General features: G+C 62.1%; 19 protein-coding genes. 15 read left to right on the forward strand and 4 right to left on the reverse strand.

Features of this window, described 5'->3' with window-relative positions; all coding sequences use genetic code 11:
* Positions 1–418 precede the first annotated feature (418 nt).
* Positions 419–1,330 (forward strand): transporter, encoded by a 912-nt coding sequence (locus Q7S58_RS20660; RefSeq protein WP_304830523.1) that lies wholly within the window; start codon positions 419–421, stop codon positions 1,328–1,330.
* Positions 1,331–1,380: 50 nt separating this feature from the next.
* Positions 1,381–4,182: a PAS domain-containing hybrid sensor histidine kinase/response regulator gene (locus Q7S58_RS20665; protein ID WP_304830525.1), complete on the forward strand. Its 2,802-nt coding sequence runs from the start codon at positions 1,381–1,383 to the stop codon at positions 4,180–4,182.
* A gap of 16 nt (positions 4,183–4,198) precedes the next feature.
* On the opposite strand, the gene Q7S58_RS20670 is transcribed toward Q7S58_RS20665, so the two are convergent.
* From Q7S58_RS20670 to Q7S58_RS20680, 3 genes are all read right to left on the reverse strand, one after another.
* Positions 4,199–4,681, reverse strand: coding sequence for an HIT family protein (locus Q7S58_RS20670; protein WP_304830527.1), 483 nt, complete (start codon positions 4,679–4,681; stop codon positions 4,199–4,201).
* Entirely contained in the window at positions 4,678–5,184 is a 507-nt protein-coding gene (locus Q7S58_RS20675) for a dCMP deaminase family protein (protein WP_304830530.1), read from the reverse strand. The genes Q7S58_RS20670 and Q7S58_RS20675 overlap by 4 nt, the downstream gene beginning before the upstream one ends.
* A 115-nt stretch (positions 5,185–5,299) precedes the next feature.
* Positions 5,300–5,773, reverse strand: coding sequence for a hypothetical protein (locus tag Q7S58_RS20680; RefSeq protein ID WP_304830532.1), 474 nt, complete (start codon positions 5,771–5,773; stop codon positions 5,300–5,302).
* A 138-nt stretch (positions 5,774–5,911) separates the two neighbouring features.
* On the opposite strand from Q7S58_RS20680, the gene Q7S58_RS20685 reads away from it, so the two are divergent.
* The 10 genes from Q7S58_RS20685 to glmM all read left to right on the forward strand — a co-directional run bounded on the left by Q7S58_RS20685 (position 5,912) and on the right by glmM (position 17,467).
* A complete protein-coding gene (locus Q7S58_RS20685; protein WP_304830534.1) occupies positions 5,912–6,184 on the forward strand; it encodes a YciI family protein in 273 nt (90 codons plus the stop codon).
* A 287-nt stretch (positions 6,185–6,471) separates the two neighbouring features.
* Positions 6,472–7,674 (forward strand): CaiB/BaiF CoA-transferase family protein, encoded by a 1,203-nt coding sequence (locus tag Q7S58_RS20690; protein WP_304830536.1) that lies wholly within the window; start codon positions 6,472–6,474, stop codon positions 7,672–7,674.
* A gap of 2 nt (positions 7,675–7,676) precedes the next feature.
* Entirely contained in the window at positions 7,677–8,921 is a 1,245-nt protein-coding gene (locus Q7S58_RS20695; RefSeq protein WP_304830538.1) for a CaiB/BaiF CoA-transferase family protein, read from the forward strand.
* 16 nt (positions 8,922–8,937) lie between these two features.
* Positions 8,938–9,888, forward strand: coding sequence for an LLM class F420-dependent oxidoreductase (locus Q7S58_RS20700; RefSeq protein ID WP_304830540.1), 951 nt, complete (start codon positions 8,938–8,940; stop codon positions 9,886–9,888).
* 144 nt (positions 9,889–10,032) lie between these two features.
* Entirely contained in the window at positions 10,033–11,403 is a 1,371-nt protein-coding gene (tilS, locus tag Q7S58_RS20705; protein WP_304830543.1) for a tRNA lysidine(34) synthetase TilS, read from the forward strand.
* Between the two features lie 49 nt (positions 11,404–11,452).
* Positions 11,453–13,381, forward strand: coding sequence for an ATP-dependent zinc metalloprotease FtsH (gene ftsH, locus Q7S58_RS20710; protein WP_304830545.1), 1,929 nt, complete (start codon positions 11,453–11,455; stop codon positions 13,379–13,381).
* Between the two features lie 102 nt (positions 13,382–13,483).
* On the forward strand, positions 13,484–14,353 hold the full coding sequence (folP, locus tag Q7S58_RS20715; protein WP_304830547.1) for a dihydropteroate synthase: 870 nt from the start codon (positions 13,484–13,486) through the stop codon (positions 14,351–14,353).
* A complete protein-coding gene (gene cdaA / locus Q7S58_RS20720; protein WP_304830549.1) occupies positions 14,346–15,098 on the forward strand; it encodes a diadenylate cyclase CdaA in 753 nt (250 codons plus the stop codon). Before folP ends, cdaA begins: the two co-directional genes overlap by 8 nt.
* Positions 15,099–15,129: 31 nt before the next feature.
* The gene (locus Q7S58_RS20725) at positions 15,130–16,116 is read left to right on the forward strand and encodes a YbbR-like domain-containing protein (protein ID WP_304830551.1); all 987 of its coding nucleotides are present in this window, start codon (positions 15,130–15,132) and stop codon (positions 16,114–16,116) included.
* Complete coding sequence (glmM, locus tag Q7S58_RS20730; protein ID WP_304830554.1) at positions 16,097–17,467, forward strand: phosphoglucosamine mutase; 1,371 nt, start codon at positions 16,097–16,099, stop codon at positions 17,465–17,467. Before Q7S58_RS20725 ends, glmM begins: the two co-directional genes overlap by 20 nt.
* Before the next feature lie 12 nt (positions 17,468–17,479).
* On the opposite strand, the gene Q7S58_RS20735 is transcribed toward glmM, so the two are convergent.
* Positions 17,480–18,241, reverse strand: a complete 762-nt coding sequence (locus tag Q7S58_RS20735; RefSeq protein WP_304830556.1) for a pyridoxine 5'-phosphate synthase — start codon at positions 18,239–18,241, stop codon at positions 17,480–17,482.
* Positions 18,242–18,363: 122 nt separating this feature from the next.
* On the opposite strand from Q7S58_RS20735, the gene Q7S58_RS20740 reads away from it, so the two are divergent.
* The 3 genes from Q7S58_RS20740 (at position 18,364) to Q7S58_RS20750 (ending at position 21,811) form a co-directional block, all read left to right on the forward strand.
* Positions 18,364–19,935, forward strand: coding sequence for an NAD(P)H-hydrate dehydratase (locus Q7S58_RS20740; protein ID WP_304830558.1), 1,572 nt, complete (start codon positions 18,364–18,366; stop codon positions 19,933–19,935).
* A 24-nt stretch (positions 19,936–19,959) separates the two neighbouring features.
* Entirely contained in the window at positions 19,960–20,457 is a 498-nt protein-coding gene (gene tsaE, locus Q7S58_RS20745) for a tRNA (adenosine(37)-N6)-threonylcarbamoyltransferase complex ATPase subunit type 1 TsaE (protein WP_304830560.1), read from the forward strand.
* Between the two features lie 112 nt (positions 20,458–20,569).
* Complete coding sequence (locus tag Q7S58_RS20750; RefSeq protein WP_304830562.1) at positions 20,570–21,811, forward strand: aspartate kinase; 1,242 nt, start codon at positions 20,570–20,572, stop codon at positions 21,809–21,811.

Raw genomic sequence — 21,811 nt, forward strand, 5'->3', positions numbered from 1 at the left:
CTCGATCGTCGAGCTATCCGCGTCGATAGGCGCGGCGGTCCGCTCCTAAGACTACGGATGCCTCGCGATTGTCGCAATTCGGTTCGCGATAGTGGCCGGAGGATAGCAGGGCGACCGGAATTGGGCGCGGTGCGGCATTTGGGTGTCGTTTCGGAAATCACTGGTTCGACCGGAGTGTCTCATTGTTAGCAAGCGATCCGCGAATGCTGCTGCATGGCGTGTCAGATTGGAACAATCGCATCGATGCAGTGTCCGATGATCGACCTATCCAGCCATCGATTTGGAATCCAGTGCCTCGATCTGCACTCGATCGCGCAATAGAGTTCGGCATCGAAGTTGCTGCTGACCCTTCCAGTCGCAGATGCAACTTCTCCGTCAAAGGTGGGCGAGCAATCATGACGCAGCCCGGTCTGCGGTCATGGGGATCGGGCTCGTCGTGATGCTTGCGTCGAATCAGCGCTCGTTCGCGTCCGAGTACGGCGTCAGCACCTATCGGACGGGGATCATGGACATGTTCGCGGGCTACCTGGCGCCGCCGGGCGCGACGATCCTGAAGAACTTCACGCTCTTCCAGGACGCGAGGGCCGACGCCACCACCGCCAACGGGCGCATCCAGGTCCACGCGCATACGGTGACCTACACCGACGCCCTGTTCGGCGCGCACGTCACGGGCTGGCGGATTCTCGGCTCGTATTGGGCATTTGGCGCGATCGTGCAGACCCGGCTGGCCGATCAAACGCTGCGCGCGGGACCGGCCGGCCATCAGCAGCGCCAGACCGACACCGTGTTCGGCTTGGGCGACCTGATCGTGTCGCCGTGGCTGCTAGGCTGGAGTTTTGGACGTTTCCACCTGATGCACTCCCTGATGCTGTATGCGCCGACCGGCAGTTACGAGCGCCATCGAATCATCGACCTGGGTCTCAACCGATGGTCGGTTGAACCGGATGTCGGCATGACGTGGATGGACGAAGAGACGGGCCGGCAGGCGTCGGCGTTCATTGGCTACACGATCAACAGCCCTAACACCTCGACGCACTATTGGAGCGGCGACGAGTTTCACGCCGACTTCCTGCTGGCGCAGCATCTGCCGCGCGGCATAACGCTAGGCATGGCCGGTTATGCGCTGCAGCAGACCACGGCCGATACGGGGAGCGGCGCCGAATTCGGGCCGTTCAAGGGTCGCGTGATCGCGCTGGGGCCGCTCGGCGGCGTCACGGTCAAAATCTGGAACGTCGCGGTCCACATTTCTGTGAAGTACGACTTCGAGTTCGCCGCGCAAAATAGATTGAGCGGTAACGAGCTGTGGCTGACCGCGGCGTGTCCATTGTGAGCCGGTCTGGCGCGGGGATCGCGCTCGACCCGCAGCCGCCAGGGCCAGTTATGACAACTGAGCAAGAGCATGAACTGTCGGTCCGAGTGCTGCCCGATCGGCCGGCCCAGCCGCGCGAAGCCGAAGGGTTCGAAGTCAGCCTCAATCTGGTGCCCGAGGCGGCGCTGCTCTACGGACCCGACGGTACGATCCTGAAGGTCAATCCAACCGCGCTAAAGCTTCTGGAAGCCGACGAAGACGAGTTGATCGGGACGAACATCTACTCGTTGGGATCGATGGAACCGGAAAAGATTCGGGATGTCGCGGCACATCTCGCGCGCGGCGCAACGATTCGCTTTGAATTGGACTTGCTTACGCTCAAAGGCAATTACCGGCGCCTCGATATTATCGACATGCCGGTGGTCACGGCCGAAGGCAGGGTCGAGAGCATAATCAGTTTCGCGCGGGACATCAGTGACCTGAAACAGATCGAGAGCGAGCGGGCGCTGATGGCCGCGATGTTTGAATCGAGCGGCGACGCGATCATGATCGTGTCGCTCGACGGGATGATCACCGCCTGGAACCACTACTCTGAGAAGCTGTTCGGCTATACGCAGGCCGAAGCAATCGGCCAACGTTTCCTGCTGATCGTCCCTCCCGACAAGCGCGAGCTTGCGGTAGCCATGGTTGGGGAGATCGAGGCCAATCGAGGCCGCGTCATCAACTTCGAGGGTCCGGCGCTGAAAAAGGATGGCGCCGTCATCGAGATCTCGATGACTCTGTTTGGTATTTACGATCGCGGCGGCAAGCTGCTGGGCGTTTCCTCAATCCTGCGCGACGTCACCGAACACAAACGCGCCGAGCGCGAGCAGGCGCTGCTCGCAGCGATCGTCGAATCCTCCGACGCCGCGATAATAAACCTTTCGTCGGAGGCGAAGATCATCACATGGAACCCGGCGGCGGAAAAAGCGTACGGCTACACGGCTGAGGAGGCGATCGGAAAGGGCGTCGATCTGATCGTGGCCCCCGACCAACTTGCTGAAGCGATGGCCACCACGCGGCGCGTGGCCGAGACCGGCGAGCCGTCCTGGTGGGAGCAGCACGCGCGCAAACGCGACGGCACTCCGTTCGTTTCGGCGGTAAATATTTTTCCGATCCGCGATTCGCAGGGCAAGGTTACCGGCGTCGCGGGCATCGCTCGCGATATCACGGCTATGAAGGAGACCGAGCGCCAACTGGTCGCGGCGCGGGAGGCGGCACTGGCTGCGTCGCGCGCCAAATCGGAATTCCTGTCCAGCATGTCGCACGAGATTCGCACTCCGATGACCGCGATCCTGGGGATGGCCGAGCTGCTGGCCGAAGGAGAACTCAACGACGAGCAGCGCCGCTATATCGAGATCCTGTGCAACAACGGGAATGCGCTGCTCGACCTGATCAACAGCATCCTCGATCTCGCCAAGATCGAGAGCGGGCGCCTGACGCTGGAGCACGTTGATTTCGACTTGCGCGACGTCATCGAAAAGTCGGCGCAGACGCTGGCGATCCGCGCACACGCGAAGCGGCTGGAGCTGATCGTGAGCATCGCGCCCGACGTCCCGACTGCGCTGGTAGGCGATCCGCTGCGGCTACGACAGGTGTTGATCAATCTGATCGGCAACGCAATCAAGTTTACCGAGCGCGGCGAGGTGATGGTCTCAGTCGAGCGCGATTCCACGCCGTGGGATCTTTTGCGCTTGAAATTCAGCGTTCGCGACACCGGAATCGGAATCGCCAAAGACAAGCTTGCTTCCTTATTCGCCGCCTTCTCGCAGGCTGATTCCTCGACCGCGCGGAAGTACGGCGGCAGCGGCCTTGGACTGGCGATCGTCAAGCGCCTGGTCAGCCTGATGCAAGGCGAAGTTGCGTTACAGAGTGAAGTCGGCAAGGGCAGTATCTTGAGCTTCACGTCGCTCTTCGAGCACCAGTTCAACCCGCCGGCTGAGATTGAGTGGCCCGCCCTGGCGCAGATGCCGGTGCTGGTCGTCGATGACAATCAAACCGCGCGCGCGGTGCTGCGTGAGATGCTGAGCGGGTGGGGCGCAAGCGTCATCGAGGCCGCATCGTATGCGGCTTGCCTGATCGAAATCAGGGAAGCCTGCGCCGCGAAACGGTCACCGCGCATCATCCTGCTTGACGACCGGATTCCTTCGCCGGACCCTCGCGAGCCGTCGCAGTTGATCGCGGCGGCATCGCAGTGCGGCGCGTCGATCATCGCGATGATTCGCTGCGACAATCTAGCCGCCGATATTTCGCGGCTGCGATCGATGAAGCTCGAAAACTACCTGGTGAAGCCGGTCGAGCTGAGCGAACTTGCCAAAGCGATCGGCCGCGTGATGGCGAGCGGGAGCGAGCAAGCGCCGTGCAACACTTTGCAACTGCCGCATAAGCCTGCGGACGCCGGAAACGGCGCCGGTCCGCCACCGATCGTTGAGCGACCGCTCAAAATTCTGTTTGCCGACGATTCGAGCGACAACCGGCTGCTGGTCCGCGCCTTCCTGAAGAAGACTTCCTATCGTCTCGACGAAGTCGAAAACGGCCGGCAAGCCATCAATGCGTTCATCGGCGGCGGGTACGACTTGGTGCTGATGGACATCCAGATGCCGGAAGTCGATGGCTACGCGGCAACGCGAGCGATTCGCGACTGGGAGCGCGCGCACAATCGCGCACCCACGCCAATAATCGCTCTGACCGCGTCAGTGTTCAGCGAAGCAGTCCGCCTGACGCGGATGGCGGGATGCGACGCGCACGTGAGCAAGCCGGTCAACAAGGCGACGCTGCTGCGGGCGATCTACGACGTGGTCAAACCCGACGCTCGGGGGGCGAGCGCGCAGTAGCGACGTGCGGAACTTGCTAGCGCGCGAGAATCGCGCCGGGGAAGCGGGCGGCGATTTCATTGCGCAGCGATGCGATCAGCGCGCCTCGATCGTTTTCTTGCAGCTCGACCTTCTGTTCCGATTCGGCGCGCGTCCAGATCGGGCCGCGGCGCTGTTCATCGCTTTCGTCGCGGGGGAAAAGATGCCAATGGACGTGCGGCTCCGAATTGCCCAGGCATTCGTAGTTCATCTTCCACGGCTTGACGACCGCCGCGATCGCCTCGGCGACGAGACGAAGTTCATCGAAGAGGACGCGCGCATCCTCGACGGTCATCAAGTACAACTCGGTCGCGTGTATTTTCGATAGCAGCACGCAGTAGCCGCGATAGTACTGGCGATCGCCCAGAGTGACGTAGCATCCGGGCAGCTCTGCGACGAAATCGCGGAACGCGCCGGCCTTGACGCGATCAATGATCGCGCAGATTCCGCACTGCTGAGCGGCAGCGTCGGTCGGCGTCATTGATTTGCTCCTGCGGCCAGCTCCGGCACCTGCACCAGCTCGATGTGCGATGGCTTCAACAATTCTGCGACGGTGTGCAGCTTGTATTCGCGGCCATAATAGACCCGCCGCACGCCAGTATTGATCAGCACCTTCAGGCAATGGATACAGGGCGTGTGCGTGACGTAGATATCGGCGTCGCGGATGGCGACGCCGTTGCGCGCGGCCTGCGAGATCGCGTTTATCTCGGCGTGGATGGTGCGATAGCAGTTCTGCTCGAGCTCGCCGTCGGGCGTGCGCGATTCGTAAATCAGGCATCCCACTTCGGTGCAATGCGGCAGGCCGGCGGGCGAGCCGTTGTAGCCGGTCGCGAGGATACTTCGATCGCGCACGATCACGGCGCCGACTTTCGCGCGCAGGCAGGTCGAACGCTCCGCGACCTCGCGCGTGATTGTCATGAAGTACTGATCCCAGCTTGGCCGCGGCGCGGCGCCGGCGGATGGTTTGATCGGGGAATCAGACAATTATGAAGTTCCTCGTCATCGCGTGGCTGAACTCAATTGACGCGATACGACTTTAGCATGAAAGCCGAGGCGTTCGAGGCTCGGCAATCGAGATGCGCCGCCGGCCTTTCCGATCTCACCAATAGTAATCGGGGCCGATGTAGCCGAAGCCGCCGTATGGATTGAACATCTCTTCCTGCTGGTCCATTTCCTCGATTTGGCCCGCTTCTGCTTCCTGCTGCGCGACCCGATCTTCCTTCGCCTGGAATTGCTCGTTGAGCTTGATCTTCTCGTAGCGCTGATAGGCCTGCTCGCCGCCGACGTACATGCATTTGCAGTCGTACGGATCGGCCATCCAGTAGTGCATCTTGCCGTGGCGGCCGACGGTGTATTGGACTTGCAGGGGCAGCTCGCTGGCGAGTTTTTCCTGCTTTTCCTGGGTGTCGGCGGGTACCATCTGGAAGCCCGCGGCGGAGAGCATCTCGCCCATCGTCTGCGACTTCTGCTGCGGCGATGGCGGCGGAGGCTGCATCGAGCCACAAGCAGGGAGCAGTGAAAGCAGGGCGAGAAGTGCGAGCGTCGGGGGAATCGAGGTGCGGCGTTGGAGCATTTGATCCTTTCGATCAGGCGGCATCAGGCGGTGGCTATTGTGAATGCGTCGTGGCCGTTAGGCAAGGCGGGCGGAGTGGTTGGGAGGTGAAGTCTGAGCGTGCTAAGTAACGAGAAATCGAGAAGGAAAAAAGCTGTAATGCTGTTCGCGATTATCGGATATGACGGACCGGAAGGCGCGGCGCTGAGGCCAAAGGTACGGCCGGTGCATCTGGAGCATCTGAGGCCGTACGTCGCGGCGGGCAAGGTGCGGCTCGCGGGGCCATTCACGGATGGCAGCGGGAGCCTGATCGTGATCGACGTGGAGACGGAGGCGGCGGCGATCGAATTTTCGCAGCGCGATCCATACTTCACGGAGGGCGTGTTCGAGCGAGTCGAGGTGAAGCCGTTCCGGCAGGTGTTCCCGGAGTGAGAGGAAGGGATCCTTCGACTCCGGCAGCGGACAAGAGAGTGTGCGGAGCGGTTTCCGTGTCATCCCGAGCGAGCGTAGCGACGAGGGATCCCGGATCCGGGATTTCTCGCTGCGCTCAGAACAACAGAGGCGAGGATGATCGAGGGGGGACGGCGCGGGTGATAGAAGAAGGAACAGGAGCCGGGATTCCTCGCGCGGCGGCCACGCGCGGGAATGACAGAAGTTCGCACGGACAAAAAAATCACAGGCTCTCAGAATGACAAGAAAAGAAGTGACATGGAGCTTCGATGGCAGGCGCATTATCAAGTCTGAAAATTGTTGAAGTGGGCGAGATGGTGTCGGCGCCGTATTGCAGCAAGTTGCTGGCGGACATGGGCGCCGACGTTATTAAGGTCGAGCGGCCAAGAATCGGCGATCGGACGCGTACGCGAGGGCCGTTCCCCGGCGACCAGTCGCATCCGGAGAAGAGCGGGCTTTTTCTCTATCTCAACACCAACAAACGCGGCGTCACGCTCGATATCGCGCAGCCGGAAGGATTCGAGTTGCTCGAGAAGCTCGCCGCCGACGCTGACATCCTGATTCACAACGTCGCGCCGCCTGACATGGATCGAATCGGGTTCACCTACGAGCGGATGCGCGGCGTGAGTCCGAAATTGATCATGACGTCGATCACGCCGTTCGGGCTCAGCGGGCCGTATCGGAATTATCGCGCTGAGGATTTAACGGTGTGGGCGGCGGGCGGAGTTTGCGTGCTGAATGGCAGCCCGGGGCATCCGGAATTGCCGCCGCTCAAAACCGCGGGGCATCAGGCGGGATACCAAGGGGGCGTGGCGGGCGCGACGGCGACAGTCGCGGCGGCGTTCGCGCAAATTCAGAGCGGCGAGGGTCAGCATATCGAGGTGTCGTGCCAGGAATCGATCACGTCGATGCTCGAGATGACGTTCGAGTATTGGCCCTACATGAAGATGATCGCGACGCGGCTGGGGCAGAAGCCGCTGCAGCCGGTCGAGACGATGGAGTGCAAGGACGGCTACATCTACTTGTGCTGTATCGAGGAGCATCAGTGGCGCGGCTTCGTCGAGATCATGGGCAATCCGGAGTGGGCGGACGAGGAGATTTTCGGCGATCGATTGAAGCGGGCGCTCAACTGGGACGTGCTGAAGGTGCTGCTGCAGGAATGGGTGGGCCAGCAGACGGTGCTCGATTTGTATCGCAAGGCGCAGGCGAAGCGGGTGCCGTTCGCGCCGGTCTCGACGATGGGCGACCTGCTCAGTTCGGAGCATCTGAAGGCGCGCGGATTTTTCGTCGAGATCGCGCAGCCGGTGGCGGGGACGCACAAGTATCCGGGCGCGCCGCTCAAGTACAGTCGCACGCCGTGGGAGATCAAGCGGCCGGCGCCGACGCTAGGCCAGCATAATGGCGAAATTTTCGGCAAGCTCGGAATATCGGAATCGAAGCAGAGTGAACTCAAGCGCAAAGGTGTGATCTAGTCATGGCCAAGCCGCCGCTATCGGGAATCAAGGTTTGCGATTTTACATGGGTGTGGGCCGGGCCGTATTGCACGCTGCAACTGGCGCATCTGGGGGCCGAGGTAATCAGGATCGAGACCAAGAATCGGCCATGCGTGACGCGGATGCTGCCGCCGTGGCCGGATGGGAAATTCGACAGCCTCAACAAGTCGGGCTACTTCAATCAATACAACCAGGGCAAGAAATCGCTGTCGCTGAATTTCAAGCATCCCGAGGCGCACGAGGCGGCGTGGCGATTGATCAAGCGCGCCGACGTCGTGATCAACAATTTCGCGGCGGGCGTGATCGAGAAGATGGGCTTCGGCTACGAAGCGATCAGGAAAGTGAATCCCAACGTGGTGATGGCGTCGCTATCCGGCTACGGCGACACCGGGCCGTATAGTAAGTATGTTGCATACGGGCCGGCGCAGGTCCCGCTCTCGGGACTATCGGCGCTGACTGGCTATAAGGGGTTCCCGCCGATGCATGCGGGATTTAGCTATGCGGATCCTAGTGCGGGAATACACGGCGCGTTCGCGATTATCGCGGCGCTGTTTCATCGCGCGAAGACCAGCGAAGGGCAATATATCGACATGAGCCAGTGGGAATGCGCGATGGACCTGCTGGCAGAAGGGATTCTGGAATACACGATGAACGGGCGGGAGCCGGAACGAAACGGCAATCGCGATCCGATGATGGCGCCGCACGGAATATTCAAGTGTCTCGATTTGCCGGAAAAGGTATTGGATGTGACTATCGACGAATGGGTATCGATAGTATGTGCCGATGACGCTGAATGGGCGCGACTGGCTAGTGCATTAGGTAAACCGGGATTGGCTAGTGACGCGCGGTTCAAGACGCTCGCGGCGCGCAAGCAGAACGAAGATGCGCTCGAGGCGGTGATTACGGAGTGGACCTCGACGCGCAGAGTCGCAGACGTGGTCGAGACGTTGCAGGCAGCGGGTGTCGCGGCGGGCGCTTGCGCCGACAACAAGTACATCTCGGAGGACCCGCATCTGAACGCGCGCGGTTACTTCGTCTATCGGGAGCATCCGGAGGTCGGGGTGCAACAGCACTGCGGGATTCCGTGGCGGATGAGCGGCACGCCGTGCGAGGTGCGATCGGCGGCGCCGACGCTGGGGCAGCATACCGACGAGGTGCTGACGACTCTGCTCGGTTACAGCAAGGCGGAAGTGGATGCGATGCGCGCGAAGGGCGCTTTGGATTAGACGGTAGGGGACGTCGATGCCGACTCATCCAATCAGATTTGGAATTCAGACCGGACAGCAGCATGTCGAGTGGAGCGAACTGAGCGATCTGTGGCGCAAGGCCGACGAATGGGGTTACGACTCGCTGTGGACGTTCGATCACTTCTATCCAATCTTCGTTCCTGACCCGAGCGGTCCCTGCCTGGAAGCGTGGACTGCGCTGAGCGCGCTAAGCCAGCAAACCAAACGCGCACGAATCGGCGCGCTCGTCACCGGCAACACCTATCGCAATCCTTGCGTGCTGGCGAAGATGGCTGCGACGCTCGACCAGGTGAGCGGCGGGCGCCTGAATCTGGGCGTCGGTTCGGGATGGTTCGAGCTGGAGCATCGAAGTTTCGGAATCGACTTCAAGACGATTCCCGGCCGTCTGCAGGCGCTGGATGAATCGATCCAAATCATCAAGGGGATGTTCACGCAGGACAAAACCACGCTGCACGGGCGCCACTACGATGTGACCGACGCGTTCTGCAATCCCAAGCCGCTGCAGAAGCCGCATCCGCCGATCATGATCGGCGGCCAGGGCGAGAAGGTGTTGCTCAAGTTGGTCGCGAAACATGCCGATATGTGGAATCTCCCCAACGCGAGCGCGGAGAAGATGGCGCAACTGATCGGAGTGATCGATCGGCATGGGGATATCGTGGGGCGCGACACCGATGAAATCGAAAAGACGGTGATGATCGCGCTCTGCTACGGCGCACCCAAGGAGCGCCAGGACGCGATGAGCGGGCTTATCGCCGCGATGAGCCAGTCGTCACCGGAGCAGGTGCGCCGCCAGATGATGATCGGCTCGCGCGACGAATGTCTCGAGACGATCGATCGCTACACGAAAGCCGGCGTCACGCACTTTATCTTCATGATGATGGCGCCGTATTTCATCGACGATGTGCAGCGCTTCGCCGAGGAAGTTATCCCGGCGTTCAAGTCGTAACCAGTACGGCGCCGCAGCGGGTTTGATGCGTTCGGCCCGCCGGAATAGCCTGTTTGGGTGCCCACCCGCGAGAACAAATCCAGTCGGATTGGCCGGAGCAGATCGGCGAGCCGCGACGATGGATCACGAAAGCACGCCGCGATCGTGCATCAGGCGATCGCGACGGCGCTGAAGCGCATTCCGATTAAGCATGGCGCGAAGATCGTAATCGGAGTCTCCGGCGGAGCGGATTCGACCGCGCTGCTGCATGCGATGATCGAGTTGCGCGGGCAGTTCGGCGGGCAGATCGCGGCAGCCCATCTGAATCATCGATTGCGCGGCGCCGAATCCGATCGCGATGAAAATTTCGTGCGCGAGATGTGCGCTGGAATCGGAGTCGAGTTGATCGTTGAGCGCGCCGCCGGACTCGATGCGGGATCTTCGAATCTCGAGGAGCGTGCGCGCGAGGCTCGCCACAACTTTTTGAATCGTGCGGCGGACGCGCTCGGGGCGGAGCATATCGCACTCGCGCATCACAGCGGCGATCAGGCGGAAACGGTGCTGATGCGATTGATTCGCGGAGCGGGCGCATCCGGACTCGGCGCAATGTCGGAGCGCGGCCCCGGCCGTCTGATTCGCCCGATGCTGGCGCTGAGCCGCGCCGACATTATCGGCTATCTCCGCGAGCTTGATTTGGCCTACATCGAAGACGCGACTAACTCGTCGCCGATTTTTTTGCGCAATCGAATCAGAAACGAACTGATCCCGCTGCTGGAAGGCGAGTACGCGATCGGGGTTGGCAAACGGCTGGTCGAACTGGCCGCCGAGATGCGCTCGCTCGACGAATTGGTTACGGCGATCGCGTCGCGCGAGATCGACTCGATGCGAGCGGGACGCGACGCGCTCGACATCGCGCACTTCGGCGGGCTCCATCGCGCGGTGCAGGCGGCGGTGATTCGCAACTTCATCGGCGAGCAGGTAGGCGATCTCCGCCGGTTCGGCCGCGTGCATATCGATGCGATCATGCGGCTTGCGATCGAAGGCGGGCCGAGCGATTCGATTGACCTGCCGAACCGATGGCGAGCCTGCCGCGAATATAATCTGTTGCGGCTGACCGACACGAAGCCAAAATCGTCGTTAGATTATTCAGTAGCGTTGTGTTTTGAGGGCGCGACGATCGTCGATGCGGCGGGTTTCGTTTTTCAGGCCTCGACGATGTCCGTAACGGATGCGCGGCTGCCGGCGAGTCCGTCAATCGCGATGTTCGATGCGGGCGCGATCGGAGAATCAGGCTTGATGGTGCGAAATTTCAGCCCGGGCGATCGGATTCGGCCGCTCGGCATGACAGGCGTCAAAAAGGTGAAAAACGTATTTATCGATCGGAAAATGCCGCGGACTCGGCGGAGCAGTTATCCGATCATCACGATGCGCGGCGAACCCGTGTGGATTCCGGGGTTGATGCGGGGAACCCAGGCGCCAATCGACATCACGACGGAAACGGTTTTGCGAATCGAATCGCATGAAACAAAGGCGTAGCGGAGCAACATTGCGTGCTTATTAACGAGCGTGATAGCGTCAAAATAGCATGAACCAGTTTTCTCGCAGTATTGCGCTATGGCTAGTGCTGGGACTGATGTTCCTGCTGCTGTTCAACATCTTCAGCAGGCAGCAGCCCCGTGAGCCTGAAATAATTTTCTCGGACTTCCTCAACCAGGTTGAGAAAGGGCAGGTCGCCAAAGCGACGATCCAGGGCAACCTTATCAAGGGCGAGGGTTCGGCCGGGGAGCATTTCAAGACCTACGCGCCGGAGGATCCCGACCTCGTGAAGACGCTCCGCGCCAAGGGCGTGAAGATCGAGGCGAAACCGGCGGAAGGCGACCCGTGGTGGATGGTCGCGCTGGTGCAATGGTTCCCGGTGCTGGTGCTGGCGGCGCTGTGGATATTCTTCATGCGCCAGATGCAGATTGGGGGCGGCAAGGCGATGTCGTTTGGCAAGAGCCGCGCCAAGCTACTGACTGAAAATACGCACAAAATTACTTTTGCCGACGTGGCCGGAATCGACGAGGCCAAGGACGAGCTCGAGGAGATAATCCAGTTCCTGCGCGACCCCAAGCGGTTCACCCGCCTCGGCGGACGAATCCCGAAGGGCGTGCTGCTGGTCGGCGCTCCCGGAACGGGCAAGACGCTGTTGGCGCGCGCAATCGCAGGCGAGGCAGGCGTGCCGTTCTTCTCGATTTCAGGTTCGGATTTCGTCGAGATGTTCGTTGGCGTCGGCGCGTCGCGAGTGCGCGACTTATTCGTGCAGGGCAAGAAGCACGCGCCATGCATCATCTTTATAGATGAGATCGACGCGGTCGGGCGTCATCGTGGCGCGGGTCTCGGCGGCGGGCACGACGAGCGCGAGCAGACGCTCAATCAGTTGCTGGTCGAGATGGACGGCTTCGAAGCGAACGAGGGCGTAATCCTGGTCGCGGCGACCAATCGTCCAGACGTGCTCGATCCTGCGCTATTGCGGCCGGGCCGATTCGACCGGCGCGTGGTGGTGCCGCGTCCCGACGTGAAAGGGCGCGAGGGCATCCTCAAGGTACACACTCGCAAAGTTCCGCTCGGTGACGACGTCGATATTACCAAGCTAGCGCGTTCTTCGCCGGGCTTCGCGGGCGCCGATCTCGAAAACCTTGTGAACGAGGCTGCGCTGCTGGCGGCGCGCCGCAACAAGGACAAGGTCGATATGGGCGATTTCGAACTCGCCAAAGACAAGGTGATGATGGGCGCGGAGCGGCGCTCGCTGGTGCTTTCGGTGGCGGAGCGCAAGAATACCGCTTATCACGAGGGCGGCCACGCGCTGGTCGGGGTGCTGATGCCCGGCGCGGATCCGCTGCATAAGGTGACGATCATTCCGCGCGGGATGGCGCTCGGCGTGACGCAGCAATTGCCGCTCGACGATCGCTACACCTACTCGCGCGACTACCTGATGACGCGGCTTGCGATGATGTTCGGCGGGCGCGTCGCCGAAGAGTTGATCTTCGGGCACATGACGACGGGCGCCGGCGACGATATCGAAAAGGCGACTGAGCTATCGCGCAAGATGGTTTGCGAATGGGGCATGAGCAAGGAACTCGGCCCGATGACGTTCGGCAAACACGAGGAGCAAGTATTCCTGGGCCGCGATTTCGCGCAGCACAAGGACTACTCGGAGCACACCGCGGTCGAGATCGACAGGGAAATTCGGAAGATCGTCGAGGATGCGTATCAGAAGGCGCGGCAAATTCTCTCGGACCATCTGCCGTTGCTGCATGCGGTCGCGGAGCGTCTGCTCGAGAAGGAAGTGCTCGACGGCGTCGAAGTAGAATCGATGGCGCTGGCGTTCAAGGAAGGTCGGCCGATGCCGCCGTCGCTGGCGCCAGTTCGGAATGATCTGCCGCCGCGTCCGGGCCCCGATATCGGCAAGGAAAAACGGGTCGAAGAAGGGACTGCGGTGCCGGGATTGCCGCCCAAGCCGGTTCTCGCCTGATCGGTCCACGCGTTTCGCGGGCGCGGACAGATACGAAGCTCGCGGATGTCGAAGAGTCTAACACACAGCCGCTCGCCTGATTCGTCACGCGGGCGGTTTGTTTTGGGCGAGCTGCCGTCGCAACTGAAACTCCGCGACGGCCGCGTCATCAAGTTTCCCGCAATCATGGGCGTGCTCAACGTCACGCCCGATTCGTTCTCGGATGGCGGGCGCTACCTCGATCCTGAGCGGGCGGTGGCGCGCGGTCTCGAGATGGAAGCGGCGGGCGCCGACATAATCGACGTCGGTGGTGAATCGACGCGGCCGATCGGCGCGCGCGAGGTGCCGCTGGAGGTGGAACTCGAGCGGATCCTGCCGGTGCTCGCAAAGCTTGGGGCTAACCTTCGGGTGCCGATATCGATCGACACGCGGCGGAGCGCGGTCGCCCGCGCGGCGCTGGATTCCGGCGCGTCGATAATCAACGACATCACGGCGCTGACTGGCGATCTCGAGATGGCGCGGCTCGCGGCGAAGGAAAGATGCGCGGTCGTCCTGATGCACATGCGGGGCAGTGCGCAGGATCATGTCAGGTTTGCGCGGTATCGCGACGTGGTGCGGGAGGTCGTGCAATATCTGGGCGAGCGCGCGCAGTCGGCGATCGCGGCGGGCATCGCGAAATCGCGCATCATTGTCGATCCGGGTCTAGGATTCGCGAAGAACGCCGACCATAATTTGAAGCTGTTGGACAATTTGCCGGAGCTTTGCGCGCTCGGCTTTCCGGTGTTGATCGGCGCATCGCGCAAGAGGTTCGTGCGCAGGATTGCGGGAGATTCGGCGGCGGAACTGGAGTACGGGAGCGCCGCGGTGAATGCGATCGCGATTGCGCGAGGGGCGTCGATTGTGCGCGTGCACGAACCGGCAATCGCGCTCGCGACGGTGAAGATGGCGGCGGCGCTTAGCGGACGCGGCGGCCGCTACAGGCATCATGCATAACTACATCCCGATGATACCGCCGCCGCGCTGGCAGGATCTGCTCGACGTGGTGATCGTCGCATACGTGATTTACCGCATCGCGATCCTGATTCGCGGCACGCGCACGATGCAGATGGTGGTCGGGATGGTGGTGGTGGGCGTCGCGTTTGTTTCATCGCAGGTGCTCGGACTTTTCACGCTGAACTGGCTGCTGAACAGTTTTCTAAGTTCGTTGTTCGTAATCCTGGTGGTTATTTTTCAAGCCGATATTCGACGCGCGCTGACCCGCGTGGGCGCCCGATCATTTCTGAGTCCGCGTGCGGCGGCGGCGGCCGCATCGGATGAAATCGCGACTGCGGTCGCGTGGCTTGCCGCGCGGCGGATCGGCGCGTTAATCGTGATCGAGCAGGACGACGGGCTGGGCGATTTCGTCGAAAGCGGGCGCACGCTCGACGCGAGGGTATCGCCGGAATTGCTCGAGACGATTTTCATGCGTGGATCGCCGTTGCACGATGGCGCGGTGATCATCGATGGATCGCAGATTCTGGCGGCGGCGTGTCTGCTGCCGCTGTCGAGCAATCCCAACGTGAGCCTGTCGCTCGGCACGCGGCATCGCGCGGCGATCGGCATGACCGAGGACACGGACGCGGTGGTGCTGGTGGTATCGGAGGAGGACGGCACGATCTCGATTGCGCGCGGCGGATTGCTGCGGCGCGGGCTGGAGGCGTCCGAGGTGCTGGCGACGCTCCGCAGATTGCCGGCGTAGCGCGAATCGAGCGGCGACGATTGTCATCACGATGCGAATCGCGAATCTGAAAAAATGGATCGGACTCGGCCGCGGCGGAGTTTTCCGTTTCAGCGAGACGGGATTGCGCGTGCTTTCGATCGCGCTTGCGATCGGGCTGTGGGTTTTCGTCAATGCCGGCGAGCGCGGTTCGGTGATGCCGCTGACCGTGCCGATCAGTTATCGCTCGCTGCCGGCCGGGTTGGCGATCATGAACCATCCGCCGGATTTCGTGACGATCGAAGTCGCGGGGCCGCGCACGCTGCTTTCGCTGCTCGAGCCGGAGCGCCTGTCGCTGCGCCTCGATTTGCGCGGCGTCGCGCCGGGCCAATCCGATTTCAAAATTTACCCCGCGATGTTCAATGTGCCGCGCCAGACCAGCGTTACGCGCATCTCGCCCGATCAGCTTTCGCTCGATATCGATCGATTGGTCAGCCGCGACGTGCCGGTGAAGGTTGCGCTCGAAGGGAAGGTCGCGGATGGATTCAAGATTTCGGCGGTCGAGGTTCGTCCGCCGACGGTGTCGATCAACGGCCCGGGCCGCTACGTATCGCAAGTGACGCAGGTCGAGACGCAGCCCTTCGACGTCAAGGGACTTAGCGCCGACATCGAGCGCTCGATCGAACTCGCGGGCTGGAATCCGGCGGTCCGCTACTCGGTCACGCGGGTCGAGGCGCGCGTGGAAGTCGGCGAGCAGATCGCCGATCGTGAGTTTAAAGGGGTGAAGGTGGAAGTGAAGGATCCCGATTACAGATTTCGCGTCGATCCGAAGCAGGCGACGCTGACGATTCGCGGGCCGAGGCTCAAGCTCTCGAGCCTCGACGCGAAGGGAATCGCATACGTCGATGCAAAAGGCATGATGCCAGGGTCGCATGAGCTGCCGCTGCAGATCGCGTTGCCGGACGGGATGCAGTTGGTGCATCAATCGCCCGACAAAGTTAGACTGCGGGTTTATCGCGAGAGGCTGACGATTAGCGCCGATGAGCAACATCCATCATAAACTGTTCGGCACCGACGGCGTGCGCGGCGTCGCCAACCAGGAACCGATGACGTCGGAGACCGCGCTGCGGTTGGGCCGCGCGCTCGCGTTCGTGTTCCGCAATTCGCGCGGACGCCATCGCCGGATCCTGATCGGCAAGGACACGCGGCTGTCGGGCTACATGATCGAGACCGCGCTCGAATCGGGCATCTGCTCGATGGGCGTTGACGTGTGGCTGGTGGGGCCGCTGCCGACGCCCGGGATCGCATTTCTTACGCGGAGCATGCGCGCGGACGCGGGCGTCGTGATTTCGGCGTCGCACAATCCGTTTCAGGACAACGGGATCAAATTTTTCTCGCGCGAGGGATTCAAACTCGACGACGAAACCGAGTGCAGGATCGAGGACCTGGTGTTCGACGACGGCGAACTCGGCAAGTATCGCGCGCGCGCCGACGATATCGGCAAGGCGGCGCGAATCGAAGACGCGCTCGGCCGCTACCTGGTATTCCTGAAGAACTGCCTGCCGCGTTCGCTCACGTTCGAGGGCCTCAAGATCGCGATCGATTGCGCCAACGGCGCGGCCTACAGGGTCGGTCCTGAGGCGCTCGAAGAACTCGGCGCCGACGTGCTGCCTATGGCGGTCGATCCCGACGGGAAGAATATCAATCTCGATTGCGGCGCGGTTCATCTCGACGCGATCCGGAAAAAGGTGATCGCCGACGGCGCCAACGTCGGAATCGCGCTCGACGGCGACGGCGACCGCGTGATGTTGATCGACGAGCGCGGCGGAGTTTTCGACGGCGACGACATCATGGCGTTGCTCGCGCGGAGCATGGCGGCGGAGGGGCGGCTGGCCGGCAACACTGTCGTCGCCACCGTGATGAGCAATTTCGGACTCGAACTGGCGTTGCGCGAGGCCGGACTCAAGCTGGTGCGCACCGAGGTCGGCGATCCGGCGGTAGCGCGCGAGATGCGGCAGAATTCGTACAATCTCGGCGGCGAACAATCCGGCCACGTCATCCTGATGGATCATTCGACCACCGGCGACGGGCTGATCAGCGCGATGCTGGTGCTGGCGCAGATGGCGGAGAGTGGCAAGCCGCTGAGCGAACTGCGCGCGATGCATCGCGTACCGCAGGTGCTGGAAAACGTGCCGGTCAAGGATCGCGTGCCGCTCGCGGAGATGCCAAAGGTGCAGCGGTTGATCGAAGACGCCGAGCATCGGCTCGCAGGCAACGGCCGCCTCCTGGTGCGATACTCGGGCACGGAGATGCTGGCGCGAGTGATGGTCGAGGGCGAGGACGCCGCGCAAATCAAGACTATCGCGCACGAGATCGGCGACGCGATCAAGCATCACGCGGGCGCGCGCTGAGCGGATCGATCGCTAGCGTTTGAGCTTCGAGCGCTTCGTCCGTGTCGTTCGCGGCGTCGAGCCGAGCGCCTTAAGATACGCCTTGACGGCGCGCGTCAGCCCCATGTAGAGCGCGTCGCAAATGAGCGCGTGGCCGATCGAGACTTCCTGCAATCCTCTAATCGCTTTCGCATAGGCCGGGAGATTTTTCAGATCGAGATCGTGGCCGGCGTTGATGCCCAGTCCGATGCTTCTCGCAAAGCGCGCCGCCTCGCGATGCGCCCGCAAGATCGATTCTCCTTCGGCGGTGCCGAACGCCTCGGCATACGGCCCGGTGTAGAGTTCGATGCGATCGGCGCCGAGTTCGCGCGCGCGTTCGATCTGAGGCGGCTCCGGCTCCATGAAGAGGCTGGTTCGAATCCCTTCGCCGCGCAGGCTTTGCAGCACGTCGCGCAGCCAATCGCCGCCTTCGGTCAGTTTCCAGCCGGCGCTTGAAGTGAGCGCATCGGGCGGGTCCGGCACCAGCGTGGCTTGCGCCGGCTTGACGCTTCGCACGAGCTTGAGAAACTCAGGACTCGGGTATCCTTCGATGTTGAATTCGACCGGGAGCATCGCGGCCAGGTCGAGCACGTCCTGGCGCGTGATGTGGCGCGCGTCGGGCCGCGGATGAACCGTGATGCCGTGGCATCCGGCGGCGATGCAGGCCGTGGCCGCGTCGAGCACGCTCGGACGCTTGCCGCCGCGCGCATTTCTGAGCAGCGCGATTTTGTTGAGATTGACGCTGAGCCGGATCATCGTTGCGGTCGTCAGAGCGGTGTGATTGCGCGATCGAAAAGTATCAGAGCGCGATGATCCAAGCACTATCACGCGCCGAATTCGAGTCGCTCTGCTAAGATTTGGCGCGACAGGTTGAATCGATGATTCTGCTCAATGGCGCCGAAAGCCGCGAACTCGATCGCATCAGCCAGGAAACGTACGGCATCGACTCGTACCTGTTGATGACGCGCGCCGGCGAAAGCGTTGCCGACGCGCTGGTCGAGAAATTTTCCGAATCGATCGCCGACGTGATGGTGGTCGCGGGCAAAGGCAACAATGGCGGCGATGGGTTCGTCGCGGGGCGGCGACTCTGCGAGGCCGGATTCAACGCGCGTGCGATTCTGCTCGGGCGTGGCGCAGATCTGAAGGGTGACGCGGCGCGGGCATACCGGGATTTTCGCGAAGGGGGCGGCGCAGTTATAGAAGCGCTCGATGAATCGACGCTCGAGGCGGCGTTCAAACCGCGGCCCAGCGCTGTGATCGATGCGATCTTCGGCACCGGCCTGAATGCAGAAGTACGAGGCATCGCGCATCGCGCGATCTCGATCATCAATTCGCTCGAAGTTCCGATCGTCGCGGTCGATATTTCTTCAGGCGTGAATGCCGACACGGGTGCGGTGATGGGCATCGCGGTCCAGGCGGCGCTGACGGTGACATTCGGCTTCGCAAAATTCGGCCACGTATCCTATCCAGGCGCGGGCGCGAGCGGCGAACTCAGGATCATCGATATCGGATTCGCGAAAGGAGCGCTCGATGAAATCGCACCGCAAGGACGATTTATCGAAGCGGGCGACGTCCGCCCGCTGATTCGTCGACGGCCCGAAAATTCGCACAAGGGTATGTATGGGCATCCGCTGGTGATAGCGGGTAGCCGCGGCAAGTCGGGCGCGGTGCTGCTCGCCTCGCGCGCGGCGCTGCGGACTGGCGCAGGCCTTGTCACCGCCGCCGTACCGCAAACAGTTCAGCCGATCGTCGCGGCGGGGCAGGCGGAACTGATGACCGAGGCGATCGCAGATCGCGACGGCCATTTCGACGGCGCGCACGCAATCGATGCTTTGAGAATAATCGTCAAGGGCAAAGACTCGCTGATCGTCGGGCCGGGAATGGGAGTCAGCGACGATACGAAGTTGCTAATCGAGTGGCTAATCACCGAAGCGTCGGAGCCGAACCTGCCGATTCTGATCGATGCGGACGGATTGAACGCGCTCGCCGAAATTGGATGCGATTTTGCGCGGCGCGCGCGCGGCCCGATCGTGCTCACGCCGCATCCGGGGGAAGCTTCGCGACTGCTCGGCGAAAGCACCGCCGCGGTGAACGGCGATCGCATTTCGGCGGCGCGGAGAATCGCGCAACGAACCGGCGCATGCGTGATGATCAAGGGCGCGAGGTCGGTGATCGCATCGTTGCAAGGTATCGTTTTGATCAACTCGTCGGGGAATCCCGGCATGTCCACGCCCGGGATGGGCGACGCGCTTTGCGGAATCGTCGGCGCGCTGCTCGCGCAGTCGCGATCCGCCGCGAATCCGCGCGCACCGCTCGATGCACTTGCGCTCGGCGTGTTTCTGCATGGCTATGCGGCCGATCGAGTCGCCGCGCGGATCGGTCGCGTCGGCTACATCACCGGTGACTTGATCGACGAGTTGCCCGCGGCGATCGAAGCAATTGCGCGTTAACTCCGTTGTGGTAAGTTAGGTTCGATGGTCGATGCCGCGACAGAGAGCGCGAGCTTCACGTTCGTGATCGAAAGCCGCTCGCCGCACGAAACCAAGTCGTGGGGACGGCGCCTCGCTTCACTGCTCGAAGGCGGCGAGTTGCTAGGGCTGATCGGCGACCTCGGCAGTGGCAAGACCTGCTTCATCAAGGGGCTCGCGAGCGGGCTCAACCTGCGCGAGGAAGATATCCTGAGCCCGACCTTCACGATGATCCAGGAGCATCGCGGGCGCCTGCCGCTTTTTCACATCGATCTGTACCGCCTCGAGGAAGCGGGCCTCGACGACTTAGGCCTCCGCGAATACCTGTTTTCCGACGGTATCGCCGCGGTCGAATGGTTCGAGCGCTTGCGCGGTTCGAGCGGACTCGAATCGCTCTCGGTGAGAATCAGCTATGCCGGCGCGAACGCCCGCCGAATCGAATTCAGCGCCGCCGACGTGCGCCACGCGTCGATTATTACCAAGCTGAAAACTCGATTCTCCTGAGCCCGCGGGCGCTCAGGCGACCGCACCGGCCCCGCGAGGGCTTGGTTTGCGCCTCCACTTCCGGACATAATGTTCGTTTACTTCGATTTTTCGTACTGAAGGTGCATTTTCGTTGGCGTTGATCGTTCAAAAATACGGAGGAACCTCGGTCGGATCGATCGACCGAATCAAGGCAGTCGCTGCGCGGATCGCGAAGTCGCGCGATCGCGGCGATCGATTAGTGGTCGTCGTCTCGGCGATGGCGGGCGAAACCAATCGGCTGTTCAAGCTCGCGTCGGAACTCTGCGAACAGCCCGATGTGCGCGAGACTGATGTCCTGGTCGCGACCGGCGAGCAGGTCTCGGCGGCGCTGCTCTCGATTCGGTTGCAATCGCTCGGCTACCCGGCGGTTTCGTTTCTCGGCTTTCAGATGAATCTCGCGACCGACTCGAATCACGGCCGCGCGCGAATCAAATCAGTGCATTGCGATCGGGTGAAACGCGCGCTCGACGGCGGGCGCATCGTCGTAGTCGCCGGTTACCAGGGCGTGAACTCGGAAGGCGATATCACGACGCTCGGGCGCGGCGCGTCGGACCTGACTGCGGTGGCGCTGGCGGCCGCTCTCAAAGCGGACGCGTGCGAAATCTACACCGACGTGGACGGCGTCTATACCGCCGATCCGCGAGTTTGTCCCAAGGCGCAAAAGCTCGGCCGAATCTCCTATGACGAGATGCTCGAGATGGCGGGACTCGGCGCGAAAGTGCTGCAGCTTCGATCGGTCGAACTCGCGCGCCGCTACAACGTACCGCTGGTCGTGCGCTCGAGTTTCAACGAAGCGGAAGGAACCTGGGTCGGCCAGGAGGATAAGTCGATGGAAGACGTACTCGTTTCGGGCGTAACGCTCGATCAGAACCAGAGCAAGGTTACGATCGCCGGGGTCGAGGATCGGCCGGGACTGGCGGCGCGAATTTTCGTCCCGATCGCGGAGGCGGGAATCGTCGTCGATATGATCATTCAAAACGCCAGCGCCGACGGGCGCACCGACATGACGTTCACCGTCGGACGCGAGGATTTGCAGCGCACGCTCGATCTGACGCGCCGCGTCGCGGAGGAAATTGGCGCGGCAGGCGTGCGGCATCAAGATCAGACCGCGAAAGTGTCGGTGGTCGGACTCGGGATGCGCTCGCACGCGGGCGTCGCGGCGCGGATGTTCCAGGTGCTCGCCAACGAACGGATCAATATCGAGATGATTGCGACCTCGGAGATCAAAGTCTCGGTGGTGGTGAATTCCAAATACGGCGAACTCGCGATGCGTGCGCTGCACGACGCGTTTATCAACGGCGCCGCGAATGCCGCGCCGGCGGAGACGGTTTAG

It is taken from the genome of Candidatus Binatus sp. (genome assembly GCF_030646925.1).
GTDB lineage: Bacteria > Desulfobacterota > Binatia > Binatales > Binataceae > Binatus.